We start from the raw sequence: 25,392 nt of genomic DNA, 5'->3' as shown, positions 1-25,392 counted from the left end.
GATGTTCAGATAACAGATAACTTATGAATAAAAACCGACTTGAAGCTTTCAGCGATGGTGTATTGGCCATTATCATCACCATCATGGTGTTGGAATTTAAAGTTCCGAATGATACTACGTTTGAATCGGTAGTCAAGTTATCTCATAAATTTTTGAGCTATATACTGAGTTTTATTTATGTTGGCATTTATTGGAACAACCACCATCACATGATGCAAACTGTTAAGCATGTCAACGGTGCTATTCTTTGGGCTAATTTACATTTGTTATTTTGGTTGTCATTAATTCCGTTCACTACGGCTTGGATAGGTGAACATCATTTTGCGGCATTTCCAATGATGTTATACGGCGTAATTTTATTGATGAATGCCATCGCCTATTTTATTTTGCAGCGTGTTATTTTGAAACACCACGGTAAAGATTCTGTTTTATCCAAAGCCATCGGAGAAGATTATAAAGGGAAAGCATCAATAGTGTTTTACATTATAGCGGTTTTATCTTCAAAATATTACACTGAAATCTCCGGTGCGCTATACATTTTAGTAGCACTGATTTGGTTGGTTCCCGACAAAAGAATTGAAAAAATCCTAAACGATGACAATTAAACCGAAAACCAATGACTTTACTCTCTCAAATTATCATCGGATTGGTTGCCGTATTACATGTTTACATCCTTTGGCTGGAAATGTTTGCTTGGACAACACGGGCCAAAAAAGTATTCAAAACCATACCCGAAGATCAGTTTGAAAAGACCAAAGTATTGGCAGCCAATCAAGGGTTATACAATGGCTTTCTGGCCGCAGGCTTAATTTGGTCGCTAGTGATTTGTGATGTACTATGGAGTAAAAACGTGGCCGTCTTCTTTTTAAGTTGTGTACTCTTAGCAGGCATTTATGGCGCAGCAACCGCTTCTAAAAGAATATTCTTGGTACAAGCGGTTCCGGCTATTCTGGGATTACTGAGTCTACTCTTCTAAATCAATCACAAAACTTTCTAAAAACGCTACTGAATTTTCAATGTCGTAATGTAAAATTCGGTCTTCCGTTACCAACGGCACTTCTTCACGATACGATTTAACGAAACTTTCCAAGAATTCACTTGACTGCAATGGTCGGCGGTATTCCAAGGCTTGAGAAGCATTCATTAGCTCAATAGCTAAAATACGCTCCAGGTTTTCCATAATCTTCAAACACTTCGTAGCCGCATTCGCGCCCATAGAAACGTGATCTTCTTGTCCGTTAGAGGAAACAATACTGTCTACACTGGCCGGCGTAGCCAATTGTTTGTTCTGACTGGCAATGCTTGCCGCGGTATATTGCGGAATCATAAAACCGGAATTCAAACCCGGATTGTCTACCAAAAACGCCGGTAAACCACGTAAACCTGAAATCAACTGATACGTTCTTCTTTCGGAGATACTGCCCAATTCAGATAAAGCAATACTTAAAAAATCTAAAGCCATGGCTAAAGGTTGGCCATGGAAATTTCCGCCGGAAATAATTAAATCTTCGTTTTTAAAGATATTCGGATTATCGGTGACCGAGTTGATTTCGGTTTTAAATACTTTTTTCACATATTCAATCGTATCTTTCGAAGCACCATGTACTTGCGGAATACAACGGAACGAATATGGATCTTGGACATGTTCTTTATGGCGTGAAATTAACTGACTGCCGTCTAACAATTCGGTCATTCGGTTAGCGGTTACGATTTGTCCTTTGTGAGGACGAACATAATGAATCAGCTCATTGAACGGTTCTATTCTTCCGTCAAACCCTTCTAAAGAAACAGCAGCAATAACATCGGCTAAATAAGAGTATTTCATCGCTTTAAGCAAAATAAAACAGCCGTAAGCACTCATGAATTGGGTTCCGTTGAGCAATGCTAAACCTTCTTTCGATTGCAATACTATCGGTTGCCAACCCATTTTCTCTAATACTTTTTTGGCCGGTTGACGGAATCCGTCGCAATACACTTCACCTTCCCCTAACAATGGCAATGACAAATGGGCTAATGGCGCTAAATCGCCACTCGCTCCCAAAGAACCTTGTGTGTAAATTACCGGTAAAATATCGTGATTGTAAAAATCAACCAAACGCTCAACGGTTTGCAATTGCACACCTGAATGACCATAACTCAACGATTGAATCTTGAGCAACAACATCAGTTTAACGATTTCCTGAGGCACTTCTTCACCGGTTCCGCAAGCGTGTGATTTGACCAAATTCTCTTGGAGCTGCGACAGATTTTCATTCGAAATTTTCACATTACACAACGAACCAAATCCGGTATTGATGCCGTAAATCGGAGTTTCATTAGAGGCCATTTTCCGGTCTAAATAATCGCGACATTGTTGGATGTTAATTTTGGCTTCTTCTGAAAGCGCTAAGGTTTTATGCTCAGAAATAATCTCTTGTAAAGTCTCTAAGGTCAACACATCGGTGCTGATGTAATGCGAATGCTCCATTTTGGTTAGGATTTAAGGCTCAAAATTCAGCAAACGAGCCGTAAAAAGCAACTATTTAGTCGAGTATTTTTTGCTAAATTATCAAAATCTTTATTAAATAATTTAAAATATAAATATTACACAAGTAAACAGTCTTTTTTATTAAAATATTCTCAAAAATTTAAGAAAAGCTTTTTTAAATTCTAAAAAGTTATAATTTTGACACATGATGTTTTCAACCAATACATACACCTTCTCTGCTACAACCAACACTATGGTTGCAGTATTGGTTACCACAACATCAACTACCACTACCCCGTTTGGGGTATAATTTTCACATATAATCCGAAATTTAAGGACTCTCTGTTGAGGGTTAATTCATCATTTATCATTTACAATTCACCATTAAAAATCATGATTGCATTAAAATTTGGCGGTACTTCTGTAGCCAATGCCCAAAACATAGCCAAAACCCTTGATATTATAACTCAAAAAAGCAAAGAAAATAAACTGGCCGTTGTAGTTTCTGCCTTTAGTAGTGTAACCGATTTGCTAATTTTAGCCGGAAAAACCGCTTCGAGCAAAGACAAAGCTTACAAACACATAGTCGATCAAATAGAGCAAATGCACAAAAAAGCTATAGACGAACTGATACCACTGAGCGAACAAGGCGAGATTATTGATGCCGTCAACAGTCACATCAATCATTTGAAAACACTTTTAGACGGTTGCTTTTTGTTAGGCGAATTATCCAGCAGAACCGCTGACACAGTAGCCGGTTTTGGCGAATTACTATCGTCTCAAATTATTGCTGTGGCGCTGAAGCAAAAGGTAAGCAACTCGACTTTTAAAGACAGTCGGGAATTGATTAAAACCAATGCCAACTTTGGCAAAGCGGCAGTCGATTTTTCCATTACAAATACTTTGATTACTGACTATTTCAAAAACAACAACGCCCAAGTTACTTTGCTTCCGGGTTTTATAGCATCTTCCTCCGACGGCAATACAACTACTTTGGGACGCGGTGGTTCCGATTATACTGCAGCTATTATTGCGGCAGCCGTGAAAGCAGAAGTTTTAGAAATTTGGACCGATGTTAACGGTATGTTTACTGCCAATCCGAAAAGTGTCAAACAAGCACAACCTATCGAAAGTATTTCGTATCAGGAAGCGATGGAATTGTCGCACTTCGGCGCTAAAGTATTGTATCCGCCAACGATTCAGCCGGTATTGAAAGACAGCATTCCGATTTTTATCAAAAACACTTTCGAACCGGAAGCTTACGGCACCTTAATCTCCAATTCCCCTGAAAGTTCAAGCAATCCTATTAAAGGGATTACCCATATCGACAATATTGCATTACTGACTTTGGAAGGTTCCGGAATGATTGGCGTAGCCGGTTCCTCTAAGCGTTTGTTTGAGGTGTTATCCAACGAAAACATTAATGTGATTTTCATTACACAAGCGTCTTCTGAACACTCTATTTGTGTCGGGATTTTAAGTTCTGATGCGGAAAAAGCTAAAATCGCCATCGACCAAGCGTTTGAAATGGAAATCGCTCAAGGTAAAGTTGATCCTTGTATCGTTGAAAAAGGATTGTGTATTGTGGCTTTGGTGGGCGAAAACATGAAAAACCACCAAGGCATCAGCGGTAAAATGTTCAGTACTTTGGGCAAAAATAATGTCAATATCCGAGCCATTGCCCAAGGCGCTTCGGAGCGAAATATTTCAGTAGTCATTAACGAAAAAGACGTTAAAAAAGCATTGAATACTTTACACGAGCGTTTCTTCGAAGACAATACCAAACAGATGAATTTATTTGTAATGGGTGTTGGAAACGTAGGCGAAAAATTCATCGATCAAGTTAGTCAGCAAAAGAAATTCTTAAAAGAAAACCTCAAAATCAATGTGCGTGTTATCGCTTTGTCAAACTCCCGCCAAATGGTATTTGATGAAGAAGGATTGAACTTGAAAGATTGGAAAGAAGCGTTAAACCAGGGTGAAAAAGCGAATCCGATTGACTTTATCGCTCGAACCAAAGCCTTAAATTTACGCAACAGCATCTTTGTTGATATTACAGCCAATCATGATATAGCGGGGATTTACGACCAATTCCTGAGTCAAAATATTGCGGTGGTGACGTGTAACAAAATTGCCTGCTCATCGGAATACACTCATTATAAAAATCTCAAGACCCTATCTCGAAAATACAATGCACCGTTCTTGTTCGAAACGAATGTAGGAGCCGGATTGCCTATCATCGATACCCTGAAACACTTGATTGCTTCCGGTGATAAAATCAACCGAATCAACGCAGTTTTGTCCGGTAGTTTGAACTTTATTTTTAATAATTTCAGTAAGGATTACAATTTTCATGATGTAGTCAAAGAAGCAGGTGTTCAGGGATTTACGGAGCCTGACCCGAAAATTGATTTAAGTGGTGTAGACGTAGCCAGAAAGATACTAATTCTCATTCGCGAAAGCGGTTATCAAATGGAAATGGAGCAGATTGAGAATAATTGTTTCCTGCCGGACGAATGTATGCAAACCACTAACAATGAAGATTTCTTCGCTTCACTGGCCAAACACGAAAATCATTTCAATCAGTTACTCAAAGAAGCGCAAGCCAAAGATTCCCGCATCAAATTTGTAGCGAGTTTCGACAACGGTAAAGCTGCTGTAGGCTTGCAATTCATCCCGAAAGAAAGTCCGTTCTACAATTTAGAAGGTAAAGACAATATCATCGAATTCTACACTGATCGATATGTCGACCAACCTTTAATCATCAAAGGAGCCGGAGCCGGAGCCGCAGTCACCGCTTCAGGAATTTTTGCAGATGTGATTAGGATTGGAAATGTCTAAAAAAAGTTACGAGTTGCGAGTTCAAAGTTGCGAGTTATGCCAACTTTGAACACGAAACATTGAACCCGAAACCTCAGAAAATGAACAAAATTAAAATATTCTGTCCGGCTACCATTGCCAACCTCAACTGTGGATTTGACGTGTTGGGCCTGTGCTTAGAAGGTATTGGAGACGAAATGATTATAAGCAAAACAGCCGAAAAAGGCATTCGGATTACCAAAATCACAGGCGCCGATTTACCGTTGGAAACCGAAAAAAATGTGGCCGGTGTTGCCGCTTTGGCTATAGTAAATACGGCTAATCCGGATTGTGGTTTCGAAATCGAAATCCATAAAAAAATCAAAGCCGGCAGTGGTATCGGGAGTTCTTCCGCCAGTGCTGCCGGTGCAGTTTTCGGTATTAATGAATTATTAGGAAGACCTTTTACGCGACACGAATTGGTTGACTTTGCCATGAAAGGCGAAGCTTTGGCCAGCGGTTGTGAACATGCCGACAACGTAGCGCCTTGTATTTTGGGTGGTTTTACTTTGGTTCGCGGCTATAACCCGTTGGATGTGATTAAAATTCAAAGTCCGAGCGAATTGTTCGCAGTAGTCCTACATCCGCAAATTGAGCTCAAAACCTCCGATTCGAGAGCGGTTTTACCCAATGCCGTTCCGCTAAAAGACACCATAACGCAATGTGGCAATTTAGGCGGATTCATAGCCGGTTTGTACACTAGTGATTATGCCTTAATAGGTCGCTCGCTGCAAGATGTAATTATAGAACCGCATCGTCAAAAACTCATTCCCGGATTTGAGAATGCAAAAAATGCGGCTCTTGATGCAGGAGCTTTAGGCGCCGGAATATCCGGTGCCGGACCTTCAATTTTTGCTTTGTGTAGAAGCCAAGAAAAAGCGGAGAAAGTCGCCTACGCCATGAGCAGCAGCTATCTTGACATTGGGATTGATTTTGACATGCACGTCTCTAAAATTAATGATGAAGGAGTTAAAATAATGTAAGAAGTACAAAGTGCGAAGTACTAAGTGAATTGTATTTCGTACTTCCAACTTCATAAATCATACTTAAAAAATGCAATACTTTAGTTTAAATAAAAATGCGCCAAGAGTAGGCTTCCAAGAAGCAGTCATTCAAGGATTAGCTCCTGACAGAGGTTTATATTTCCCGGAAACCATAACACCTCTTCCCCATTCTTTTTTTAAAAACATAGAGAACTTGAGCCAAGAAGAAATCGCCTTTGCAGCCATCAAGCAATTCATAGGTGATGAAATTCCCGAAACCGAACTCAAGCAAATTATAGCGGAAACTTTATGTTTTAATTTTCCGTGTGTATCGGTTGAGGAAGGTGTTTTTTCGTTAGAACTTTTTCACGGACCAACGATGGCTTTCAAAGATGTTGGCGCCCGATTCATGTCGAGATGCTTGGGTTATTTTAACCGTAACAATGATAAAAAAGTCACCGTTTTAGTAGCCACTTCAGGCGATACAGGTGGTGCCGTGGCTAGTGGATTTTTAGGCGTAAAAGGCGTTGAAGTGGTCATACTTTATCCTTCAGGTAAAGTCAGCGAAATACAAGAACGTCAACTTACTACGTTAGGAAAAAACATTAAAGCTTTAGAAGTAGACGGCTTTTTTGACGATTGCCAAGATATGGTTAAAAAAGCTTTTTTAGATGACAATCTGAAACACAAAAATCTCACCTCAGCCAATTCCATCAACATTGCCCGTTGGTTACCGCAAATGTTTTACATTTTCTTTGCTTACCAACAATTAAAAAAGCACAACAAACCACTCATCTTATCCTGTCCGAGTGGCAACTTTGGTAATATTTGTGCCGGCATTATGGCGAAACGGTTGGGCTTACCTATCTCCCATTTTGTGGCATCGACCAATGCGAATGATGCTGTACCTCGATTTTTAGTCGCCGGAAATTACGAGCCAAAACCTTCCGTAGCCACAATCTCTAATGCTATGGATGTGGGCAATCCGAGTAATTTTATTCGGATTCAGCAATTGTACCGATTTGATTTGAAAGAATTTGAAAAAGACTTCTCCTCCTATTCGTTTTCCGATACTGAAACGGAGAAAGCCATCCAAACTATTTACCATAGAACCCAATACATAACCGAACCGCATGGAGCTGTAGGCTATTTAGGATTGAAAAAAGAAATGGCTAAACATCCAGAAAGCATAGGTGTTTTCTTGGAAACCGCACATCCGATTAAGTTTTTAGATGTGGTGGAACCGTTATTGGATTTGAAATTACCTATTCCGGAACAAATAGAAAGTGTTTTAAACAAAGAGAAAGTTTCGGTAAAAATTAAGACTTATGAAGAGCTCAAACAATTTTTAGATTGATTTTTTTACATTTGTTCAAAATCCAACACATGAAAAAAATTACGCTTGCCCTAACCTTTTTAGTGATTCTTTCTTCTTGCGGTGTTCGTCAAACCCGCGACTTATTGACTTCCGGCGATTATGATGGTGCCATTCAAAATGCTCTAGAAGGTTTGCGTGGTAACAAAACCGCTAAAGGCAAACAAGATTATGTGTATATGCTTGAAGAAGCTTTTGCCAAAGCCAAAGAACGCGATTTGCGCAATATCAATGCTTGGTTTAAAGATGCCAATCCGCAGAATTTAGAAAAAATATATGAAACCTATGTCCAACTCAACGCTCGTCAGGAAAACATTCGCCCAATACTACCGGTCCGATTGATTAAAGAAGGTCGCGATGCTATTTTTCCTTTTGACGATTATTCGGATCAAATTGTAAGCAGTAAAAATGCCTTAGCCAAATATTTATACGACAACTCCAAAGCGCTTTTAGCCAATAAAGACAAAATGGTAGTCCGTCGTGCTTATGATGATTTAATGTATTTGAAAAACTTGAGTCCGGGTTTCAAAGACACCGACAAACTCATTGAAGAAGCCCGTATCAAAGGAACCGACTTCGTGAGTGTGTATACAAAAAACGAAACCAACATGGTCATTCCGGTACGTTTGGAAAACGATTTGTTGGATTTCAGCACTTACGGTTTAAACGACAAATGGACGGTATACCACAGCAATCGCGTTAAAGGCATCAATTACGATTACGGTTTGGTGGTGAACTTCCGTCAAATCAACATCTCACCAGAGCAAATCAAAGAGCGTGAACTGCAAAAAGAGAAAGTGATTAAAGTCGGCCTCAAAAACCTACTCGACGCCAATGGCCACGTGGTAAAGGACAGTTTAGGCAATCCGGTAAAAGTAGATGATATGCGAACAGTTCGCGCTACAATATACGAATTCTCGCAATTCAAAGCTTGTCAGGTAACAGCTAAAGTAGATTACATCGATTTTAACACCAATCAGTTGTTACAAACTTTTCCTTTGGCCAGCAAATTTACCTTCAACTACATGTATGCCAAGTACCGTGGGGATAAACGCGCTTGTGACCAGGATTATTTCCAATACTTTGACCGAAGAGCGGTGCCGTTTCCGTCTAACGAACAAATGGTCTTCGACACCGGCAACGATTTAAAAGCTAAACTAAAAGACATCATTACCCGAAACCGATTCAGGAGATAAACAAAAAGCCGTTAATGAAAACGGCTTTTTTATTATGAAATTGCTGTTATACAAAATCCACCAACTTAGTAGCATCAATGCTTTCATGGGAACGATCGTAAATGGCTTTGCCGTCTTTAATGACAATTAATTGGGGCGATTGGTGATACACGCCGAATCGGTTGGCTATTTCATTGGAAATGTCGCGATGTTCTAATAAGTCTAAATAATACGGTACTACTTTTCCTTCCAAACTAAACTCTTGCTCAAACTGACGCAACGCCATACGGCTGATACTGCAGCGGGTGCTGTGTTTGAAAATCACTACCGGTTTTTCGGTTGACTCATTTACTATTTCGTTCAGCTGACCCAAATCAGTCAACTTTCGCCAAGCCATTTTGCTCTCCTTTTCTGATTCGCCTGAGCCACCAAACATGTTTTTAAACAAACTCATATCTTAACCTTTTTAACTCATTATCAAGCCATAACGTCATTACAAACGTCAAATTGTCTTCTAGAACCGCAAAGATAACCAAAAAAATCAGCCATTTTGTCGGCTTTAGCGTAATGGAATATAAATTGACGGCAACAACATGAAGTTTTCAAAACTTTTATTCCAAAAACAACACACAAAGGAGAACAATACATTATGAACACAAACAATTTTACTATTAAATCACAAGAAGCCATTCAGCAAGCGCAACAAATAGCGCAAGGCTTCGGTCACCAACAAATCGAAAACGAGCATATCCTCAAAGGTATCTTGGAAGTCGATGAAAACGTGACGCCTTTTATTTTAAAGAAACTCAACGTTAATGTTGACTTATTCAAAAAGATACTCGATTGCACATTGCAAAGCTTTCCGAAAGTTTCGGGTGGCGATTTAATGCTGTCCCGCGAAACTTCTACGGCTTTGACCGAAGCAAACATCATTGCCAAAAAGATGAATGACGAATTTGTTTCGATTGAGCATTTGCTCTTGGCCATTTTCAAATCGAAGAGTAAAGTCGCCCAGATTTTAAAAGACCAAGGTGTCACCGAGAAAGGTTTGGAAGCAGCCATAGCCGAAATCCGTAAAGGAGAAAGGGTGACTTCTGCCTCTGCTGAAGAAACATACAATTCATTAAACAAATACGCCAAAAACCTCAACGAATTGGCCCGTACCGGCAAACTCGACCCGGTGATTGGTCGCGATGAAGAAATCCGACGCGTATTGCAAATCTTAACCCGTCGTACCAAAAACAATCCGATGTTGGTAGGTGAACCCGGCGTGGGTAAAACTGCAATAGCCGAAGGTTTGGCACACCGAATTGTAGATGGCGACGTACCCGAAAACTTAAAAGACAAAATCGTATACTCACTCGATATGGGTGCCTTGATTGCCGGTGCCAAATACAAAGGAGAATTTGAAGAGCGCTTGAAATCGGTCGTAAAAGAAGTAACTTCTGCCGAAGGCGACATCGTCTTATTCATTGACGAGATTCACACACTCGTAGGAGCCGGCGGTGGCGAAGGCGCTATGGACGCGGCCAATATCTTGAAACCGGCTTTGGCTCGTGGTGAGTTAAGAGCGATTGGTGCCACAACCTTAGACGAATACCAAAAATACTTTGAGAAAGACAAAGCGTTAGAACGTCGTTTTCAAAAAGTGATGGTCGATGAACCGGATACTGAAAGCGCTATTTCCATCTTGCGCGGGATTAAGGAGAAATACGAAACCCATCATAAAGTCCGCATCAAAGACGATGCGATTATAGCCGCGGTCGAATTATCGCAACGCTACATTACGAATCGTTTCTTACCGGACAAAGCCATCGACTTGATGGACGAAGCAGCTTCTAAACTGCGTATGGAAATCAATTCCAAACCCGAAGAACTCGATGTATTGGATAGAAAGATCATGCAATTGGAAATCGAGATTGAAGCGATTAAACGCGAGAATGACGAAGTGAAATTGAAGTCGCTTGGTTTGGATTTGGCTAATTTAAAAGAAGAACGCAACGAAATCTTTACCAAATGGAAATCGGAGAAAGATGTTGTTGACAATATACAAACCGTAAAACAAGAAATAGAAGATTTCAAATTGGAAGCCGAACGTGCCGAGCGCGACGGTGATTACGGTAAAGTAGCCGAAATCCGTTACGGTAAAATCAAAGAAGCTCAAGAGCGATTGGAAACTTTGCAAACGCAATTGGCCGAAAACCAAGCCGGCAGTTCTTTGATTAAAGAAGAAGTGACTCGCGAAGACATCGCCGAAGTGGTTGCCAAATGGACCGGAGTTCCGGTAACCAAAATGCTACAAGGTGAAAGAGAAAAACTCTTGCGTTTGGAAGACGAATTGCACCACAGAGTAGTCGGACAAGAAGAAGCTATTGAAGCGATCAGCGATGCCGTGCGCAGAAGTCGAGCCGGATTGCAAGACATGAAAAAACCGATTGGTACTTTCCTATTCTTAGGAACTACCGGTGTAGGTAAAACCGAATTGGCGAAAGCTTTAGCCGAATATTTATTCGACGACGAAAATGCCATGACGCGTATTGATATGAGTGAATACCAAGAACGCCATAGTGTGAGCCGTTTGGTAGGTGCGCCTCCGGGCTATGTGGGTTATGACGAAGGCGGACAATTGACTGAAGCCGTGCGCAGAAAACCATATTCAGTGATTTTATTAGACGAAATTGAAAAAGCGCATCCGGACACCTTCAACATCTTGTTGCAAGTGTTAGATGAAGGTCGTTTGACTGACAACAAAGGTCGCTTAGCCGATTTTAAAAATACGATTATCATCATGACTTCTAACATGGGAAGTCACATCATACAAGAGAAGTTTGAAAACCTAAAAGGCAGTATCGAAGCCGCAACGGAAGCCGCCAAAACAGAAGTGCTGGGCTTGTTAAAACAAACGGTTCGTCCGGAATTCATTAACCGTATCGATGAGATTGTGATGTTCACCCCGTTGACCGAAGCCAACATCAAACAAATTGTTGGATTACAGTTGCAAAGTGTGACTAAAATGCTGGCGCATCAAAACATTACCATGGATGCCACACCGGAAGCCATTGCTTACTTGGCCGAGAAAGGATACGATCCGCAGTTTGGAGCCCGACCGGTAAAACGAGTCATCCAACGCGAAGTACTGAACCAATTGTCTAAGGAAATCTTAGCGGGTAAAGTGACTACGGACAGTATTATTTTATTGGATTGTTTTGACGGACAGTTGGTGTTTAGAAATCAGGTGGTTTAAATCTGAATTACAGGGGTACTGAGACTCTAAACTTAAAATATAAAGGTTGGTTTAATTGGAAATCCTTGACAGTTATTGTAATTGTCAGGGATTTTTTGTTGGTTGACAAAAAGAAAATATAACTCTTGCTTGTAACATTTTTAGTCTATGCACTACTAACGGTCAATCATCAATCAAAATCAATCGCATGAAAAATCAGATTTCATTGGCATTCCTATGCCTAATAGCAGTTAGTTGCACTCCTTTCAAACCGGCCATCAGCAATGCTGATATCCATACATTAACAGAATACAAAGTCAAAGGCCGACAAGGAATTTTAATTAATCAAAAACTCAGTTTTGGAGAATACAACACTTCTAAGGTCAAACGTTCTTGGACCAAAGGTGGAAACAGTCGAGTACCGGTTTCCGTTTCGCCTGTAATTGATTTTTTGTATCCCGAAGTGCTTACCGAGGAAAACCGAGACCGTTATCAAACCTTTGGATTTCAAATGAAAGACGGATTAGAAAACTACACCGATGTGTATGCCGCAACCGAATTTGCTTCGGAAAGAATCTTAATCGGAAATAATCCCAACAGCATTGTAAACATCATCAAAGACATCACCGGCAAAGGCATTGAAGAGTCGTATATGTTTTATGCTCAGGTTTTTCTTAATCAAGACAACAAACCGTGGGAATTGGTACTTGACAATCAAGCTTCGCAGCAAGATGCCCAACAATATGTGGGCTATTTTGGCTATGATAAAAATCGATATTACACGCTAAAACCCATTACCCAATTGCAAACGAGCAAAGGCCCTAAATCCATTTTGATGGGTTCCATTGGCTACGAAATTTGTAATACTGATAATCAAACCGTTGCCGCGGTTTCGTTAATGGACAATGGATTGGTTTATCTGAATTCGAACAATCCTGAAGAGCGCTTTTTATTGGCTAATTTGTGTGCTACCTTACTGCTACAACAAGATATTGCCGAATAGACTGATTTAGATTGAGAAGTACAAGAAATGGCTACTCGGTAAACCCCTTACTCCTTTCCCCTTGGATAAACATTTTCAGACTATTGAAATGAATGGTGAAACTGGTGACTTTCCAATATCTCTCGTCTTCGGTTTCGGGATTGCTGTATAAGTACCATAAAGTATAAGCAGCGTTGTCAAACCCTTTTTTAAAAATGGGTTTCCCGGACTCATCACATTCAATGCCCCAAGTAATCGCTTTCTTGGGTTGTTCGTGACGTTGGTAAAACCCTGTTCCGGTAGCATTGAGTTCTACCAAGGGTTCGGCTCCTTTAAACGAATAGGTTCCGGTAATGGGATAATCTATATTTGTAGTGATATAATGTATGCCGTCTTGGGCTTCAATTTTGGTTTGTGACCAACTGCACATCGTCATTCCTAAAAACGACAGACAAATTACTCTTAATAACCTCATACGTTTTCTTTTTTGATTTTCTTAAAAATAAAAAGGAAAATGTACCGTTCATCGAAAACTTCTAAGGAGTTATGAACAGTTTTAACAACATGACATAGCTCTTTCAAGCCTTTGCTTTAGGGACTAAAGCATTGCTAATTACTATCTTGTTGTCCCGTCAAAATTAAAAACAGCCATTTTTAAAAAACCAAAATCAAATCGATTTCGAATATTATGCACGGGTTTATATCCTTATTGTGAACGAATAAATCTGAAGTATCCCGATTTTATTTCAACATTTAAAGAGCTGTATTATGATTGAACAAATTAACCGACTCATCGCAATCAATCTACAATTGTTTTGTATCAGTGACAATGGACAACTTAGCTTAAAAGATTTTAAAAATAACGAAGGAAAGGAACTTAGCGGGGCTAGAATGTTAGCTGAAATCATGCAACAAAAGGAATTGATAAAGCACAGCGCGACAGCGTCTTTTACCTATTCTATCACGGAATTTGGGAGAAGCATATGCCTACACGGCGGCTGGGAAAAACATCTGGAAAAACTCAACAAACTCAACTCAGCCATAGAAGAACAAACAACTCCCATGCTAAACCAACAACAAAAAGTAAACCCAATGACAATTGTTGCCCTGGTTATTGCCATTTTAATCACAATCCTCCTTTGTGGGTTGTAGTACTTCCGTTTATTCCAACTTAAATTATTCCTTATCGATTATTTCGTTAAGGATTTTTTTACTCTAAAATGCTTATTATCAACAATTAAAACACGGCAAGAAAAATTTAACAATTGTTCAGGTAGGGAATTTAAAAAAACAATTGTTTCAATAACAACTTAAAACTATTTATTACTATGAAAAACATGAAAACATTTTTGGCTTTATTTGCCCTTATGGCAGTAATGGCTTCTTGTTCGAACGACAGTGGAAGCGCAGACAGTTCTATGAAAATTTTAGCACGCGGTATTTACAACCCAACTGCCGCTAATCGAAATGCCAACGGGGTAACTATGAACAGCAGTGTAGTTTTATCATCTTTTAAAATCAATTTAAAAGAAATTGAATTTGAATTTGCAGAAGGTTTTGATGATGACAACAATGACTCTTCAGACGACGATGGTTTTTACAATGGAGATGATGAATTCGAATTGAATGGTCCGTTCGAATTGGATTTGTTAAACCAAAACGCCGTAGTAACTACCGTAACCATTCCAAACGGTACTTATGAAGAAGTAGAATTCAAGTTACACAAAAATAACAACAGCAACTCTCCGATGTTCAATAAGTCTGTTGAAATTACCGGAACCATCAACGGAACACCTTTTGTTTTCTGGCACAACGTAGACGAAGATTTTGAAATTGACTACGAAGATACCAACCAAAATTTAGTGGTTAGTAATAACTCTTACGATATTGTATTCAATTTCAACTTAAACCAAGTATTGAGTATGGTTGATTTAAGCGGTGCTGTAGATGGTGACGGCGACGGTCTTATAGAAATTGGACCAAATGACACCGACGGTAACCAAGCCTTGGCCAACTTAATTGCTAATAGTATTGAAGAGTCTTGTGACTTAGATGATTAATATTGATTTTTGAAATTATTGTTAGTAAAAGCCTCAACCGTTAAAGGTTGGGGCTTTTTCTTTATCTTAGCCATGAGCAAAAACAATACTGATGAAAAAACTTCTTATACTAATTGTCTTTTTGATGACCACTGCCGTAACGCATTGTCAAAATATTGACGAAACTACCATAACAGGAACTTGGAAAGTCAAAAAGGCTACTGCTTTAAAAGACGCAGACAAAGCCGAAACCAAGGAATTGGTTAGCGGTTTTCAAAAAGCAACTTATACCTTCAATGCCGATCACAGTTTTATTTTTGACTCCAAAAGCAACAGCAAAATGATGCAACAATTGGTAAAAATGTTCCAAAAAAACCAATGGATATTCGATAAAAAGAAAAAGCAAATCAAAGTAGGATTCAAAAAAGAAGGCTATTCGAATATTACTTTTATCGTAAAACAAGACGGTAAAAAAATCATTTTTCTCATAGAAGATGCTCAAATTGAAATGCTGATGAAAAAAGTATAATTACAATTTAAAAAAAAGTCACTCCTACTTTAACCTGATTCGTTTAAAATCACGCTAAAGTATGATTTAAAAAACCAATCAATAACCAACCTAATCCAAACTATTTATTATGAAAAACACCATTTTTAAATACGGACTCATTGCCGGACTCATTGTAACCGCTTTTATGGGCATCGGTGCCGGAGTTTATATGTACAATCCCGAATATGATTTGGGAATGGTATTTGGCTTTGCCGGCATGTTAGTGGCTTATACCTTTGTTTTTTTAGGGGTGAAAAATTACCGCAACAAACAGAACGGCGGATTTATCACTTTTGGAAAAGCACTAAAAGTCGGTATGCTGATGTCACTCATCACAGCCACCATTTATGTCGGAACTTGGATGGTAGAGCACCATTTTATCTTTCCGGATTTTATGGAGAAATACGCTGAGAACTCAATTATTGCTTTAGAAAAGAAGGCCCTTCCGGCAGCAGAATTTCAGGCAGAGAAAGAAAAGATTCTCTATTATAAAGAGCTGTATAAAAACCCGTTGTGGATTATCTTGTTCACTTACATGGAAATCATGATTCCTATTGGTTTGTTAGTCCCTGTAATTAGTGCTGCTATTTTGAAAAGAAAACCAACCGAGACTGCATAGGCATAAACACATTTCCCACAAACAACATAAAAATCCTCAACTTTATTTGGGGATTTTTTTATATTTATGGAATAGAAAAAAAACATGACAACAAGCATAGAACAATACAACAACTATCAATCACCCGAGGAGCAAAAGATTTGTCAGCAGTTGGCAGAAATCATCCATCAAAATTTACCCGAAGCCGAAAGTAAAATATGGCACGCGCATCCGGTTTGGTTTCTCGATGGCAATCCGATTGTAGGATACAGCAAATTAAAAAGCGGCATCCGATTGCTGTTTTGGAGCGGTGTCAGTTTCGAAGAAAAAGACTTGCAGCCCGGAACCGGAAAATTCAAAGACGCATCCATTAATTTCACTACTATTCAGCAAATTAACCAAAGTGATTTGAATCGCTGGTTGCAAAAGTCAAAAGACATCCAATGGGATTACAAAAACATCGTGAAGCGCAAAGGCGTATTGGAACGATTGAAATAAAACTGTTATAAATCAATTCAAATGAAACACATTTTTACCTCAATTTTACTATTGTTGTTTACTAACTATAATTATGCCCAAGTAAAAGAGTGGGCCAACCTCAAGAAATACCAATCCGAGAACCAATCGTTAACACCCGTGAAAAATGCTGTAGTATTGATGGGCGATTCCATCACTGAGTTTTGGAAAACCAACAGTCCCGATTTCTTTGCCCAATATCCGCTAATTGATCGAGGCATCAGTGGACAAACGACCTCGCAAATGGTTGCGCGATTCAAACAGGATGTAATCGCTTTAAAACCCAAAACAGTAGTCATTTTAGCCGGCATTAACGATATAGCCGAAAACACCGGTCCAATTACTTTAGAAGCCGTTTTTGACAATATCGAGATCATGGTTAACATGGCCAAAACGCATAAAATCAGGCCTATATTGTGTTCGGTATTACCGGCCAATAAATTTTGGTGGAATTCGAAAATCTATCCGGCAGATAAAGTTATCGCATTGAATAAAAAGATTAAAGCATACGCCTTGAAAAACAAAATCACTTATGTAGATTACTATTCAGTAATGGTAGATGCTGATAAAGGATTACAATACCAATTCGGAGAAGACGGCGTGCATCCTAATCCCAACGGATATAAAGTAATGGAAGCTTTGTTGTTAAAAGCCTTATCATTTTAAACAACTGTTATGAAATCAAAATTTATACTTTTTACCCTTTTGTTGTGTCAGTTAGTATGCTCGCAAAACACCGTAAGTTACAACGAACCGTACCGACCGCAATACCACTTCACCCCGCCGACCAAATGGATGAATGACCCAAACGGATTGGTTTATTTAAACGGAAAATACCACATGTTTTACCAATATTATCCCGACGATATCGTTTGGGGTCCCATGCATTGGGGACATTCGGAAAGTACCGATTTACTTCATTGGAAACAGTTACCGATTGCTTTGTATCCGGATAAACTCGGATGGATATTTTCGGGTAGTGCCGTAATCGACAAAGACAATACCGCTGGATTTGGAAAAAATGCTATGATCACCATCTTTACCTATCATAACGATGAAATTTGGAAAGCCGGGAAAAAGAATACGGAAAGTCAGGGTATTGCTTATAGCTTAGATGAAGGTAAAACCTGGACCAAGTACCAAAACAATCCGGTCCTAAACAACTCCGGCGAGCAGGATTTCAGAGATCCAAAAGTATTTTGGCACCAACAAACTTCCCGATGGATTATGGCTTTGGCTGTAGGCGATAAAATCAAATTGTTTTCTTCACCGAATTTAAAAACTTGGCAAGAAGAAAGTGTATTTAAACCGACTGAGAAAAGTTCGGAACTAGGTGTTTGGGAATGTCCTGATTTGTTTCCGATGCAAACGACTTCGGGAGAAGCCAAATGGATTATGATTGTCAATCACGGCGACAAAGGGCCGAATGGAGGCTCTTGTACACGCTACTTCATAGGCGATTTTGACGGGAAAACATTTATCCCAACCCAAAAAGCCAAATGGTTGGATTACGGTACGGATTATTACGCTGCAGTGACATTTTCGAATACTCCAAACGACAAAAAAATTATTTTAGGCTGGATGAGCAACTGGCAATATGCTACAAAAGTACCAACCGAGATTTGGCGCGGCGCCATGACTTTGCCTCGTGAATTAGAATTGGTAAACGACAAAAACGAATACCATCTAAACCAAAAAATGATACCTCAATTTACAGGATTGACAAAACCACTTTTCTCACAAAATCAAGTAGCAACACCTTTCGAGAAAAAGGAAATCGATTTATCACAAAGCGAAGTTATGTTCAGTTTCAGCCAACCTACTGATGCTATTATTTCGCTAAGTAACACTAAAGGAGAAGTTTTCACTCTAACCATAGTAGGCAATATAGTAGTAACCGACCGCAGTAATTCGGGACAAACAAACTTTCAGGAAAGTTTTGCCGCCAAACCGCAAGTCATGCCAATTCAGGATAAAATCACTTCAGTACAATTGTTATTAGACAAATCATCCGTAGAAATTCTGTTGAATGACGGAAAGTATTCCATGACCAACTTATTCTTTCCCAACGAAAGTTATTCGGTGTTAAAAATTATCACAAAAGATCAAATACCGCTGCAACAGTTAAAAATTAATGCTGTTTCCAGAATTTGGTAACGGATTATTTATCACTGAACTATTCTTTATTAAGTCGCTCAGGAATAATTGATTATTTAATCTATATTTACTGAAATTTCGTATTTTTTCTATCAAATAATTACGCCAACATTATACAAGATTTACCATGAAAAAACTTTTTTTATTTTTTTTAGTTATTACGACACTAACTGTTACGGCACAAAACAAAAAATTTGTAAAACCTGATTACAAAGCCATCAAAAAAGAAGTGACCAATAAAAAGTCGCCCTATTTTTATGAAACATTGGTCAATAAATTCAATTCGGCGGACACAACTATGACCATAGAAGAAAAGCGCCATTTGTATTACGGTTTTACAAACTCAGATAAATATTCCAGTTTTTACACCGGCAAAGCGAATGACAGTTTGAGAGGAGTTCTGAAAAAAAGAGATTTAGAAGATACCGATTTCAAAAAAATAATCTCCTATGGTGCTAAAGTTTTACAAGAAAATCCTTTTGACTTGCGAACGCTAAACATTATGTCTTATGCCTATGAGAAACAAAATAATTTGACTGAAGCCAAAAACAGTGCTATTCAAATAAGCATTATAGTAGACGCCATATTCAGTACCGGAGACGGAACTTCTAAAGAAAATGCATTCTATGTAATTAATGTACCTCATGAATACGATATGATTTCAATCTTGGGACTTCAATATGGTGGCAGTCAAAGTTTGGTTGACGGTACTTACGACTATCTAACACTGGCAGAAAACTCCTATGGTATCAAAGGTTTGTATTTCGACATTAGCGCTAGTCTGAATAGATTATCCGATATACTGAAAGATTAAACAAAAAACTCTGAACGCTGGTTCAGAGTTTTTTTCTTTATAACTTACCGTTTTTAATCTCTTCGACTATCTCCGGATTCAATAGCGTGGTAATATCACCGAAGTTCGAGAAATCGCCTTCCGCTATTTTCCTCAATATACGGCGCATAATTTTACCAGAACGCGTTTTAGGCAAGCCGGACACAAACTGAATCTTATCGAGTTTGGCAATAGGTCCGATTTGGTCAGATATCAATTGGTTGATTTCTTTGGCTAAGTTTTCTTGGTTTCTGCTTTCTCCAACTTCTTTCAAAATCACAAAACCGTACAAGGCGTTTCCTTTGATATCATGTGGGAAGCCAACAATAGCACTTTCAGCTACCGCCGGGTGTTCGTTAATGGCATCTTCAATTGGTGCCGTACCTAAATTATGTCCTGAAACAATGATTACATCATCAACTCTACCGGTTATTCGGTAATAGCCAACTTCATCACGTAACGCGCCGTCTCCGGTAAAATATTTGCCAGGGAAAGCAGTAAAATAGGTTTCTTTATAGCGCTGGTGATCGCCCCAAATGGTTCTGGCAATAGACGGCCAAGGGAATTTAATACACAAACTTCCGGTTACCTGATTGCCTTCAATTTCGTTGCGCAATTCATCCATTAATACGGGTTGTATTCCAGGTAAAGGCAAAGAAGCGTAAGTTGGTTTAGTTGGCGTTACAAACGGAATAGGTGAAATCATAATGCCGCCGGTTTCGGTTTGCCACCAAGTATCTACCAGTGGACAACGTTTTCCGCCTACGTGATCGTTGTACCAGTGCCAAGCTTCTTCGTTAATCGGTTCGCCTACCGAACCAATGACTTTTAAAGAGCTCAACGGGAATTTTTGAACGTAATCCAAACTCTCTTTTGCCAAGGCACGAATCGCGGTTGGCGCGGTGTAGAATTGGGTTACGTTATGTTTTTCAATCACTTCCCAAAAACGACTAAAGTTAGGATATGATGGTACGCCTTCGAAAATAACAGTTGTAGCACCGTTTAGTAGTGGTCCGTAAAGGATATAAGAGTGTCCGGTTATCCAACCAATATCGGCGGTACACCAATAAATATCGTTTTCTTCGTAGTTGAAGATGTTTTTAAAAGTATAAGCGGTGTATACCATATAACCGGCGGTGGTATGCACCATCCCTTTTGGTTTTCCGGTAGAACCCGAAGTATACAAGATGAATAACGGGTCTTCCGCATCCATAATTTCGGCTACGTTGTTTGGAATGGCTTCGTCTAAGAGCGGTTGCAACCAATAATCACGACCTTCTTTCATGGTTACTTCCGTGTTGGTTCTTTTCACCACGAATACTTTTTCCACCGTTGGACATTTTTCCAGAGCTTCGTCCACTATGCCTTTTAAGTCGATAGATTTGTTACCACGATAACTGCCGTCGGAAGTAATCACTACTTTACACTCACAGTCGTTAATACGCGCTGCTACTGCCGAAGCAGAAAATCCGGCAAATACCACCGAGTGAATCGCACCAATTCGGGCACAAGCTAACACGGCTACGGCCAATTCCGGAATCATGGGTAAATAAATACAAACGCGATCGCCTTTCTGCACCCCTTGATCACGCAATACATTAGCTAACCTAGATACGCGTGCGTACAAATCATTATAAGTAATATGCTGCGCCGGTTCATCGGGATTGTTCGGTTCAAAGATGATGGCTGTTTTATCGCCGCGACGGGCTAAATGCCTATCAATACAGTTTTTGGTGATGTTCACTTTGGCATCTACAAACCATTTGAACTTAGCTTCCTGAAAATCAAATTCAAATACTTTGTCCCATTTTTGGTACCATGTAAAGTTTTCATCGGCAATACGGTCCCAAAACTTACGCGGCTCGCGAACCGATTTTTTATACATTTTAAAGTAATGCTCTAAATTCAGTATTTTGTAATAACTCATTGTAAATCTTCTTTTATTATCATTTTGTTATGTAAATATAGCTATTCTGTTAGTCCAATGTTAATTTTTCTTGCTAAATAAGTATATACGTTAGCTTCTGTCCTTTTTAAGTAAGAATCACACCGTCTTTCATTTCAATAATGCGGTCGCTTTTTTTAGCAAAGTCATCATCATGGGTAACGGCTATAATAGTTTGTCCGAAGTTTTGCGTGAGTTCCTGAAAAATATCAAAAACGACAGCCGTATTTTTACTGTCCAAATTCCCCGTAGGTTCGTCGCCCATTATAATCAGCGGATCATTAATTAAGGCGCGGGCAATGGCTACTCGTTGTTGTTGTCCGCCGGAGAGTTTACTGGCCGGCTTCAAGGCTTGGTCTTTTAAGCTCAGCATATCGAGTTTATCATAAGCGCGTTGCTCTATTTCGGATTCCGACCATTGGCCTAATTTAAGCGCAGGGAGCATTACATTGCGCAAACACGAAAACTCGGGTAACAGGTAATGAAACTGGAACACAAATCCAATTTTTTGATTTCTGATTTCAGCCAAAGCATCTGTACTTAAACCGGTAACCAATTGATTGTCGATGTACAATTCGCCACTGTAATCGGTATCCATAGTAGAAAGAATGTACAATAAAGTAGATTTACCGCTACCGGATTTGCCTATCATGGAGAGAAATTCGCCTTTTTTGACATCGAAAGAAATGTTTTTCAACACCTGAAACTCGGTGGGCTGATGGAAAAACTTATCGATATTTTTGGTTTCGAGTATGTTCATTTTATTTTCTTAAAATAGCCACCGGATCTACATTAGCAGCTTTCTTAGCCGGAATGTAACCCGCAAAAAAGGTAATAATCAATCCGATACCAATGCCTTGTACAAACTTTAAGGCTTCGTAATCAATAGGAAAATACCCTATATCGCCACCAACATACACTCTTTTCAATAAAGTAATTAAAATAGTGGCCAAAACTACGCCGCCAATCACCCCCATGACACCAATGGATACCGCTTGGGTAACAAAAATTCGAATCACGTCTTTGCCTTTAAATCCCATGGCTTTTAATATGGCGATGTCGTTTATTTTTTGAGAAACCGTCATGTTCAAGATGTTGTATATCCCAAATCCGGCCACCAGTAAAATGGTGAGGGAAACAAAGGTGATGATCATCTTTCGCATTTTGTTGGCAGCCATTAAAGTCTCGTTGGCTTGCTTCCAGCCTTCCGCTTTATAGCCACAGAGCACCTCTATTTTTTTAGCTACCGCTTCTGCATTTTCAGGATCGGTTATGTTTACGTTGATGTCGGTTATATAACTCGTTCCTTCTTTTAGTAACTGTTGTGAAGCCGAAATATTGATATAGGACTTGGTTTTATCCGTGTTGGAATTGTTGGTTTTAAATATCCCGATGACCTTAAAAGTGCGATTCACCCCTTTGGAAGATGTTAGGCTTAAGTTGTCATTCACTGCCAAATTCATCTTAGCGGCTATGCCACTGCCTATTACTATGCCGTTCGGATTGGATTTAAGCATCTCAAAATTGCCTTCTACCATAAACGATTTGATATCGTACATCAAATTGGCCTCATCGGGTTTGATGCCTACAGCGATACCGGAGATTTGCGACTTTCCGTTGTTGTAAAACACATTCGAATTTACCTGAGGGGTTACTACCGTTACTTCCGGTTGCTTTAGTATCGTTTCGATGACCAAATTGGGATTGATAATAGTATTGTTCACCGGTACTACCTTCGGATTGATGATAATGGGCGTTGCGGATTGTCCTACTGTTAAAGGCTTACTGATTTCGTCGTCTTTGTAAACGCGAATGTGACTGGTGGTTTTAAAGATGGAGGCGTAAGAACTTTTATCAAAACCCACCATCATGCTGTTCATAAAGATGTAAATAGACATGCCCAAAACCACTCCCAAAACCGCAACAACAGTAAGCTTTTTGTTAGAAACGATATACGTTTTGGCGATGACCGAATTGATGTTCATGACTAGGGTTTTAAGGGTAAGAGTACGTCGGTTTCGGATAATCCGTCCAGCACTTCTACATAATCGGTAGAGATAATCCCGGTTTTCAACACTGTGTTTTCCTCTTTGCCTTTTATGTTCACTTTATTTCCAAAGCCCATGTAGTTACGAGGAATGAGTAAGGCATTTTTCTTTTCCGCCACTAAAATATTAGCTTCCAATTGGGTGCCGAATAAAGATTGTGCCAAAGGTTCGTTGAAAGTAACTTTACAAATAAAGGATTGCGACTGTACATCGAAGGCCGATAAAATCTCGGTGACCTTGCCATTGTACACTTTCGATTTCTCGGTGTTGAGTTTAACGTAAACGGTTTGTCCTAATTTGACTTTGCCGATACTGTTTTCGTCTACATTGAGCACGGCTTCTACTTTTTGTTGGTTACCAATAGTAGCAATAACATCGCCCTTCTTAACGTAGTCGCCTTGGTTTTTGAACTTTTTTACTACTGTTCCGCTTTCCGCCACTACAACCGAATTGTAACCTTGCAACACCTTGTTGCTTTTGAGTTGCGCTCTGGAGGCAATGAGTTGTTGTTGCGCTTGTTGCTTCAATACATCATATTGCTTTTGAAGTGCCTTTACATTGGCCAAAGCATTCTTTGCTGCCAATTGGGCGTTTTCATATTCTACTTTTGAGCCTATGTTGTTTTGTTGCAAGCGCTCATATCGTTCCGCTTGTTTTTTATCCTGAAGGTATTTGCTTTGAGCTATTTGTATGTTTTGTTCCAATTGCAATAAAGCCGGTGCGTTGGTGGTTACGTTTTCTTGGGAAATGGCCAATTGCTCTTGAGCGCTTTCGGTATTAACTTGGTTGACTTTATTGTCTATAAAACCGATAGTCATGCCTTTAGTTACAGGTTGGCCGACTTCAAAAACAACTTTCTCCAGTACACCATCGGTTTGGGCAATTAAGTTATAAGAATCGTCCCATTCCAATTGCCCGGAAGCAAAAACCAGCTCTTGAATGTCTTGTCGGATGGGTTTTACTTCTACGCTTTTTCCGCACGACAGGAATAATAAAACGAGGGTTAGCGTTGCAAACTTTTTCATGCTTTCATTAAATTAAAATTGGTAGCCATAATGGCGTTTCCTTGTTGAATTAAGTCGATTTGAAATTGGGAGAATTTCCACTTTAACATCATCATACGAAAACAGCCTACGGTAATATGTACCATATCAAGTGTCGCCAATTCGATATTGAATTCCTTTTGTTGTTTACCCTCTTCAAACAAGTTCGCGATTAATTCGGTTTTATACTGTATCAATTGCAGTATGGCTTGGTTGATTTTTTCTGACTCGTCGAACAAGCCCTCCGACAATACTGCCACCACAAAATGCGGATGCTGTGCAAAAAACTGAAACTGACTGTTAAATACCGCCGTTAATTTGTGTGAGGCTGTAGCTTCACTTTGGGCAATTGCATCTAAACGCGTTTTCATGGAAGCTGCCAGATGTTGCAACAACAAAACCACTATGTCTTCCTTGTTGGTAAAATGCCTGTACAAGGCGCTTTCGGAAAAACCCATTTCTTGCGCCAAGTTTTTAGTGGTAAGGCCTTTGATGCCTTTCTCCATCAACAATTTCCCGGCTGAAGCTATAATTTCATGTTGGCGTTTGGAAGCGGAATCTGTCATGATTTATAAAGTTAGTGAACATTCACTTTACAAA

Annotated in this window: 24 protein-coding genes; 16 read left to right on the top strand and 8 right to left on the bottom strand. The window is 39.4% G+C overall.

Annotated elements, in window-relative coordinates:
• Window positions 1-23: 23 nt before the first annotated feature.
• Together Q0M21_RS09635 and Q0M21_RS09630 are read left to right on the top strand one after the other, a co-directional pair.
• On the top strand, window positions 24-605 hold the full coding sequence (locus Q0M21_RS09635; protein ID WP_295337570.1) for a TMEM175 family protein: 582 nt from the start codon (window positions 24-26) through the stop codon (window positions 603-605).
• A gap of 11 nt (window positions 606-616) precedes the next feature.
• On the top strand, window positions 617-976 hold the full coding sequence (locus Q0M21_RS09630; protein WP_295337568.1) for a DUF1304 domain-containing protein: 360 nt from the start codon (window positions 617-619) through the stop codon (window positions 974-976).
• Here Q0M21_RS09630 and hutH read toward each other — a convergent pair.
• A complete protein-coding gene (gene hutH, locus Q0M21_RS09625) occupies window positions 965-2,467 on the bottom strand; it encodes a histidine ammonia-lyase (protein ID WP_295337567.1) in 1,503 nt (500 codons plus the stop codon). The genes Q0M21_RS09630 and hutH overlap by 12 nt on opposite strands.
• A gap of 393 nt (window positions 2,468-2,860) precedes the next feature.
• On the opposite strand from hutH, the gene thrA reads away from it, so the two are divergent.
• The 4 genes from thrA (at window position 2,861) to Q0M21_RS09605 (ending at window position 8,880) form a co-directional block, all read left to right on the top strand.
• On the top strand, window positions 2,861-5,308 hold the full coding sequence (gene thrA, locus Q0M21_RS09620; protein ID WP_295337566.1) for a bifunctional aspartate kinase/homoserine dehydrogenase I: 2,448 nt from the start codon (window positions 2,861-2,863) through the stop codon (window positions 5,306-5,308).
• 80 nt (window positions 5,309-5,388) lie between these two features.
• Window positions 5,389-6,309, top strand: coding sequence for a homoserine kinase (locus tag Q0M21_RS09615; RefSeq protein ID WP_295337565.1), 921 nt, complete (start codon window positions 5,389-5,391; stop codon window positions 6,307-6,309).
• A 70-nt stretch (window positions 6,310-6,379) separates the two neighbouring features.
• Window positions 6,380-7,666 (top strand): threonine synthase, encoded by a 1,287-nt coding sequence (gene thrC, locus Q0M21_RS09610; RefSeq protein ID WP_295337564.1) that lies wholly within the window; start codon window positions 6,380-6,382, stop codon window positions 7,664-7,666.
• Window positions 7,667-7,695: 29 nt separating this feature from the next.
• Window positions 7,696-8,880: a hypothetical protein gene (locus tag Q0M21_RS09605; protein ID WP_295337563.1), complete on the top strand. Its 1,185-nt coding sequence runs from the start codon at window positions 7,696-7,698 to the stop codon at window positions 8,878-8,880.
• 46 nt (window positions 8,881-8,926) lie between these two features.
• Here Q0M21_RS09605 and ytxJ read toward each other — a convergent pair whose 3' ends face one another.
• A complete protein-coding gene (ytxJ, locus tag Q0M21_RS09600; RefSeq protein ID WP_295337562.1) occupies window positions 8,927-9,313 on the bottom strand; it encodes a bacillithiol system redox-active protein YtxJ in 387 nt (128 codons plus the stop codon).
• A gap of 195 nt (window positions 9,314-9,508) precedes the next feature.
• Between ytxJ and clpB the strand changes: the two genes are divergently transcribed.
• Together clpB and Q0M21_RS09590 are read left to right on the top strand one after the other, a co-directional pair.
• On the top strand, window positions 9,509-12,103 hold the full coding sequence (gene clpB, locus Q0M21_RS09595; protein ID WP_295337561.1) for an ATP-dependent chaperone ClpB: 2,595 nt from the start codon (window positions 9,509-9,511) through the stop codon (window positions 12,101-12,103).
• Between the two features lie 187 nt (window positions 12,104-12,290).
• Window positions 12,291-13,085, top strand: coding sequence for a hypothetical protein (locus tag Q0M21_RS09590; protein ID WP_295337560.1), 795 nt, complete (start codon window positions 12,291-12,293; stop codon window positions 13,083-13,085).
• A gap of 31 nt (window positions 13,086-13,116) precedes the next feature.
• Here the strand turns inward: Q0M21_RS09590 and Q0M21_RS09585 are convergent, their stop codons facing one another.
• Complete coding sequence (locus Q0M21_RS09585; RefSeq protein ID WP_295337559.1) at window positions 13,117-13,539, bottom strand: hypothetical protein; 423 nt, start codon at window positions 13,537-13,539, stop codon at window positions 13,117-13,119.
• Between the two features lie 293 nt (window positions 13,540-13,832).
• Between Q0M21_RS09585 and Q0M21_RS09580 the strand changes: the two genes are divergently transcribed.
• From Q0M21_RS09580 to Q0M21_RS09545, 8 genes are all read left to right on the top strand, one after another.
• Window positions 13,833-14,216, top strand: coding sequence for a hypothetical protein (locus Q0M21_RS09580; RefSeq protein WP_295337558.1), 384 nt, complete (start codon window positions 13,833-13,835; stop codon window positions 14,214-14,216).
• A gap of 176 nt (window positions 14,217-14,392) precedes the next feature.
• Window positions 14,393-15,124: a hypothetical protein gene (locus Q0M21_RS09575; RefSeq protein ID WP_295337557.1), complete on the top strand. Its 732-nt coding sequence runs from the start codon at window positions 14,393-14,395 to the stop codon at window positions 15,122-15,124.
• A gap of 91 nt (window positions 15,125-15,215) precedes the next feature.
• Complete coding sequence (locus Q0M21_RS09570) at window positions 15,216-15,632, top strand: DUF5004 domain-containing protein (protein WP_295337556.1); 417 nt, start codon at window positions 15,216-15,218, stop codon at window positions 15,630-15,632.
• Window positions 15,633-15,741: 109 nt separating this feature from the next.
• Complete coding sequence (locus tag Q0M21_RS09565) at window positions 15,742-16,272, top strand: DUF4199 domain-containing protein (RefSeq protein WP_295337555.1); 531 nt, start codon at window positions 15,742-15,744, stop codon at window positions 16,270-16,272.
• An 84-nt stretch (window positions 16,273-16,356) separates the two neighbouring features.
• Window positions 16,357-16,749 carry a DUF1801 domain-containing protein gene (locus tag Q0M21_RS09560; RefSeq protein ID WP_295337554.1) on the top strand — a complete coding sequence of 131 codons (393 nt, stop codon included), beginning with the start codon at window positions 16,357-16,359 and terminating at the stop codon, window positions 16,747-16,749.
• A gap of 21 nt (window positions 16,750-16,770) precedes the next feature.
• Entirely contained in the window at window positions 16,771-17,433 is a 663-nt protein-coding gene (locus tag Q0M21_RS09555; RefSeq protein WP_295337553.1) for a GDSL-type esterase/lipase family protein, read from the top strand.
• A 9-nt stretch (window positions 17,434-17,442) separates the two neighbouring features.
• Window positions 17,443-18,924 carry a glycoside hydrolase family 32 protein gene (locus tag Q0M21_RS09550; protein WP_295337552.1) on the top strand — a complete coding sequence of 494 codons (1,482 nt, stop codon included), beginning with the start codon at window positions 17,443-17,445 and terminating at the stop codon, window positions 18,922-18,924.
• Window positions 18,925-19,051: 127 nt separating this feature from the next.
• A complete protein-coding gene (locus tag Q0M21_RS09545) occupies window positions 19,052-19,738 on the top strand; it encodes a DUF4919 domain-containing protein (protein ID WP_295337551.1) in 687 nt (228 codons plus the stop codon).
• Between the two features lie 37 nt (window positions 19,739-19,775).
• Here Q0M21_RS09545 and acs read toward each other — a convergent pair whose 3' ends face one another.
• The 5 genes from acs to Q0M21_RS09520 all read right to left on the bottom strand — a co-directional run bounded on the left by acs (window position 19,776) and on the right by Q0M21_RS09520 (window position 25,358).
• Entirely contained in the window at window positions 19,776-21,683 is a 1,908-nt protein-coding gene (gene acs, locus Q0M21_RS09540) for an acetate--CoA ligase (RefSeq protein ID WP_295337550.1), read from the bottom strand.
• 106 nt (window positions 21,684-21,789) lie between these two features.
• A complete protein-coding gene (locus tag Q0M21_RS09535) occupies window positions 21,790-22,461 on the bottom strand; it encodes an ABC transporter ATP-binding protein (RefSeq protein WP_295337548.1) in 672 nt (223 codons plus the stop codon).
• A 1-nt stretch (window position 22,462) separates the two neighbouring features.
• Window positions 22,463-23,686, bottom strand: a complete 1,224-nt coding sequence (locus Q0M21_RS09530; RefSeq protein WP_295337530.1) for an ABC transporter permease — start codon at window positions 23,684-23,686, stop codon at window positions 22,463-22,465.
• A 2-nt stretch (window positions 23,687-23,688) separates the two neighbouring features.
• The gene (locus Q0M21_RS09525) at window positions 23,689-24,774 is read right to left on the bottom strand and encodes an HlyD family efflux transporter periplasmic adaptor subunit (protein WP_295337529.1); all 1,086 of its coding nucleotides are present in this window, start codon (window positions 24,772-24,774) and stop codon (window positions 23,689-23,691) included.
• A complete protein-coding gene (locus Q0M21_RS09520; protein WP_295337528.1) occupies window positions 24,771-25,358 on the bottom strand; it encodes a TetR/AcrR family transcriptional regulator in 588 nt (195 codons plus the stop codon). The genes Q0M21_RS09525 and Q0M21_RS09520 overlap by 4 nt, the downstream gene beginning before the upstream one ends.
• Between the last annotated feature and the right edge of the window lie 34 nt (window positions 25,359-25,392).

Origin of the sequence: Flavobacterium sp., assembly GCF_024710485.1 — a bacterium.
Lineage (GTDB): Bacteria > Bacteroidota > Bacteroidia > Flavobacteriales > Flavobacteriaceae > Flavobacterium.
This window is presented reverse-complemented; position numbering and strand designations above follow the sequence as displayed.

What these genes read in the sequence shown, in the direction of transcription:
- Q0M21_RS09525 (WP_295337529.1), bottom strand. Translation starts at nt 24,774, where the DNA reads ATGAAAAAGTTTGCAACGCTAACCCTCGTTTTATTATTCCTGTCGTGC.
- Q0M21_RS09615 (WP_295337565.1), top strand. Translation starts at nt 5,389, where the DNA reads ATGAACAAAATTAAAATATTCTGTCCGGCTACCATTGCCAACCTCAAC.
- Q0M21_RS09520 (WP_295337528.1), bottom strand. Translation starts at nt 25,358, where the DNA reads ATGACAGATTCCGCTTCCAAACGCCAACATGAAATTATAGCTTCAGCC.
- Q0M21_RS09555 (WP_295337553.1), top strand. Translation starts at nt 16,771, where the DNA reads ATGAAACACATTTTTACCTCAATTTTACTATTGTTGTTTACTAACTAT.
- acs (WP_295337550.1), bottom strand. Translation starts at nt 21,683, where the DNA reads ATGAGTTATTACAAAATACTGAATTTAGAGCATTACTTTAAAATGTAT.
- Q0M21_RS09605 (WP_295337563.1), top strand. Translation starts at nt 7,696, where the DNA reads ATGAAAAAAATTACGCTTGCCCTAACCTTTTTAGTGATTCTTTCTTCT.
- thrC (WP_295337564.1), top strand. Translation starts at nt 6,380, where the DNA reads ATGCAATACTTTAGTTTAAATAAAAATGCGCCAAGAGTAGGCTTCCAA.
- Q0M21_RS09565 (WP_295337555.1), top strand. Translation starts at nt 15,742, where the DNA reads ATGAAAAACACCATTTTTAAATACGGACTCATTGCCGGACTCATTGTA.
- Q0M21_RS09530 (WP_295337530.1), bottom strand. Translation starts at nt 23,686, where the DNA reads ATGAACATCAATTCGGTCATCGCCAAAACGTATATCGTTTCTAACAAA.
- Q0M21_RS09550 (WP_295337552.1), top strand. Translation starts at nt 17,443, where the DNA reads ATGAAATCAAAATTTATACTTTTTACCCTTTTGTTGTGTCAGTTAGTA.
- Q0M21_RS09575 (WP_295337557.1), top strand. Translation starts at nt 14,393, where the DNA reads ATGAAAAACATGAAAACATTTTTGGCTTTATTTGCCCTTATGGCAGTA.
- Q0M21_RS09580 (WP_295337558.1), top strand. Translation starts at nt 13,833, where the DNA reads ATGATTGAACAAATTAACCGACTCATCGCAATCAATCTACAATTGTTT.
- Q0M21_RS09545 (WP_295337551.1), top strand. Translation starts at nt 19,052, where the DNA reads ATGAAAAAACTTTTTTTATTTTTTTTAGTTATTACGACACTAACTGTT.
- hutH (WP_295337567.1), bottom strand. Translation starts at nt 2,467, where the DNA reads ATGGAGCATTCGCATTACATCAGCACCGATGTGTTGACCTTAGAGACT.
- Q0M21_RS09560 (WP_295337554.1), top strand. Translation starts at nt 16,357, where the DNA reads ATGACAACAAGCATAGAACAATACAACAACTATCAATCACCCGAGGAG.
- ytxJ (WP_295337562.1), bottom strand. Translation starts at nt 9,313, where the DNA reads ATGAGTTTGTTTAAAAACATGTTTGGTGGCTCAGGCGAATCAGAAAAG.
- Q0M21_RS09535 (WP_295337548.1), bottom strand. Translation starts at nt 22,461, where the DNA reads ATGAACATACTCGAAACCAAAAATATCGATAAGTTTTTCCATCAGCCC.
- Q0M21_RS09635 (WP_295337570.1), top strand. Translation starts at nt 24, where the DNA reads ATGAATAAAAACCGACTTGAAGCTTTCAGCGATGGTGTATTGGCCATT.
- thrA (WP_295337566.1), top strand. Translation starts at nt 2,861, where the DNA reads ATGATTGCATTAAAATTTGGCGGTACTTCTGTAGCCAATGCCCAAAAC.
- Q0M21_RS09630 (WP_295337568.1), top strand. Translation starts at nt 617, where the DNA reads ATGACTTTACTCTCTCAAATTATCATCGGATTGGTTGCCGTATTACAT.
- Q0M21_RS09585 (WP_295337559.1), bottom strand. Translation starts at nt 13,539, where the DNA reads ATGAGGTTATTAAGAGTAATTTGTCTGTCGTTTTTAGGAATGACGATG.
- Q0M21_RS09590 (WP_295337560.1), top strand. Translation starts at nt 12,291, where the DNA reads ATGAAAAATCAGATTTCATTGGCATTCCTATGCCTAATAGCAGTTAGT.
- Q0M21_RS09570 (WP_295337556.1), top strand. Translation starts at nt 15,216, where the DNA reads ATGAAAAAACTTCTTATACTAATTGTCTTTTTGATGACCACTGCCGTA.
- clpB (WP_295337561.1), top strand. Translation starts at nt 9,509, where the DNA reads ATGAACACAAACAATTTTACTATTAAATCACAAGAAGCCATTCAGCAA.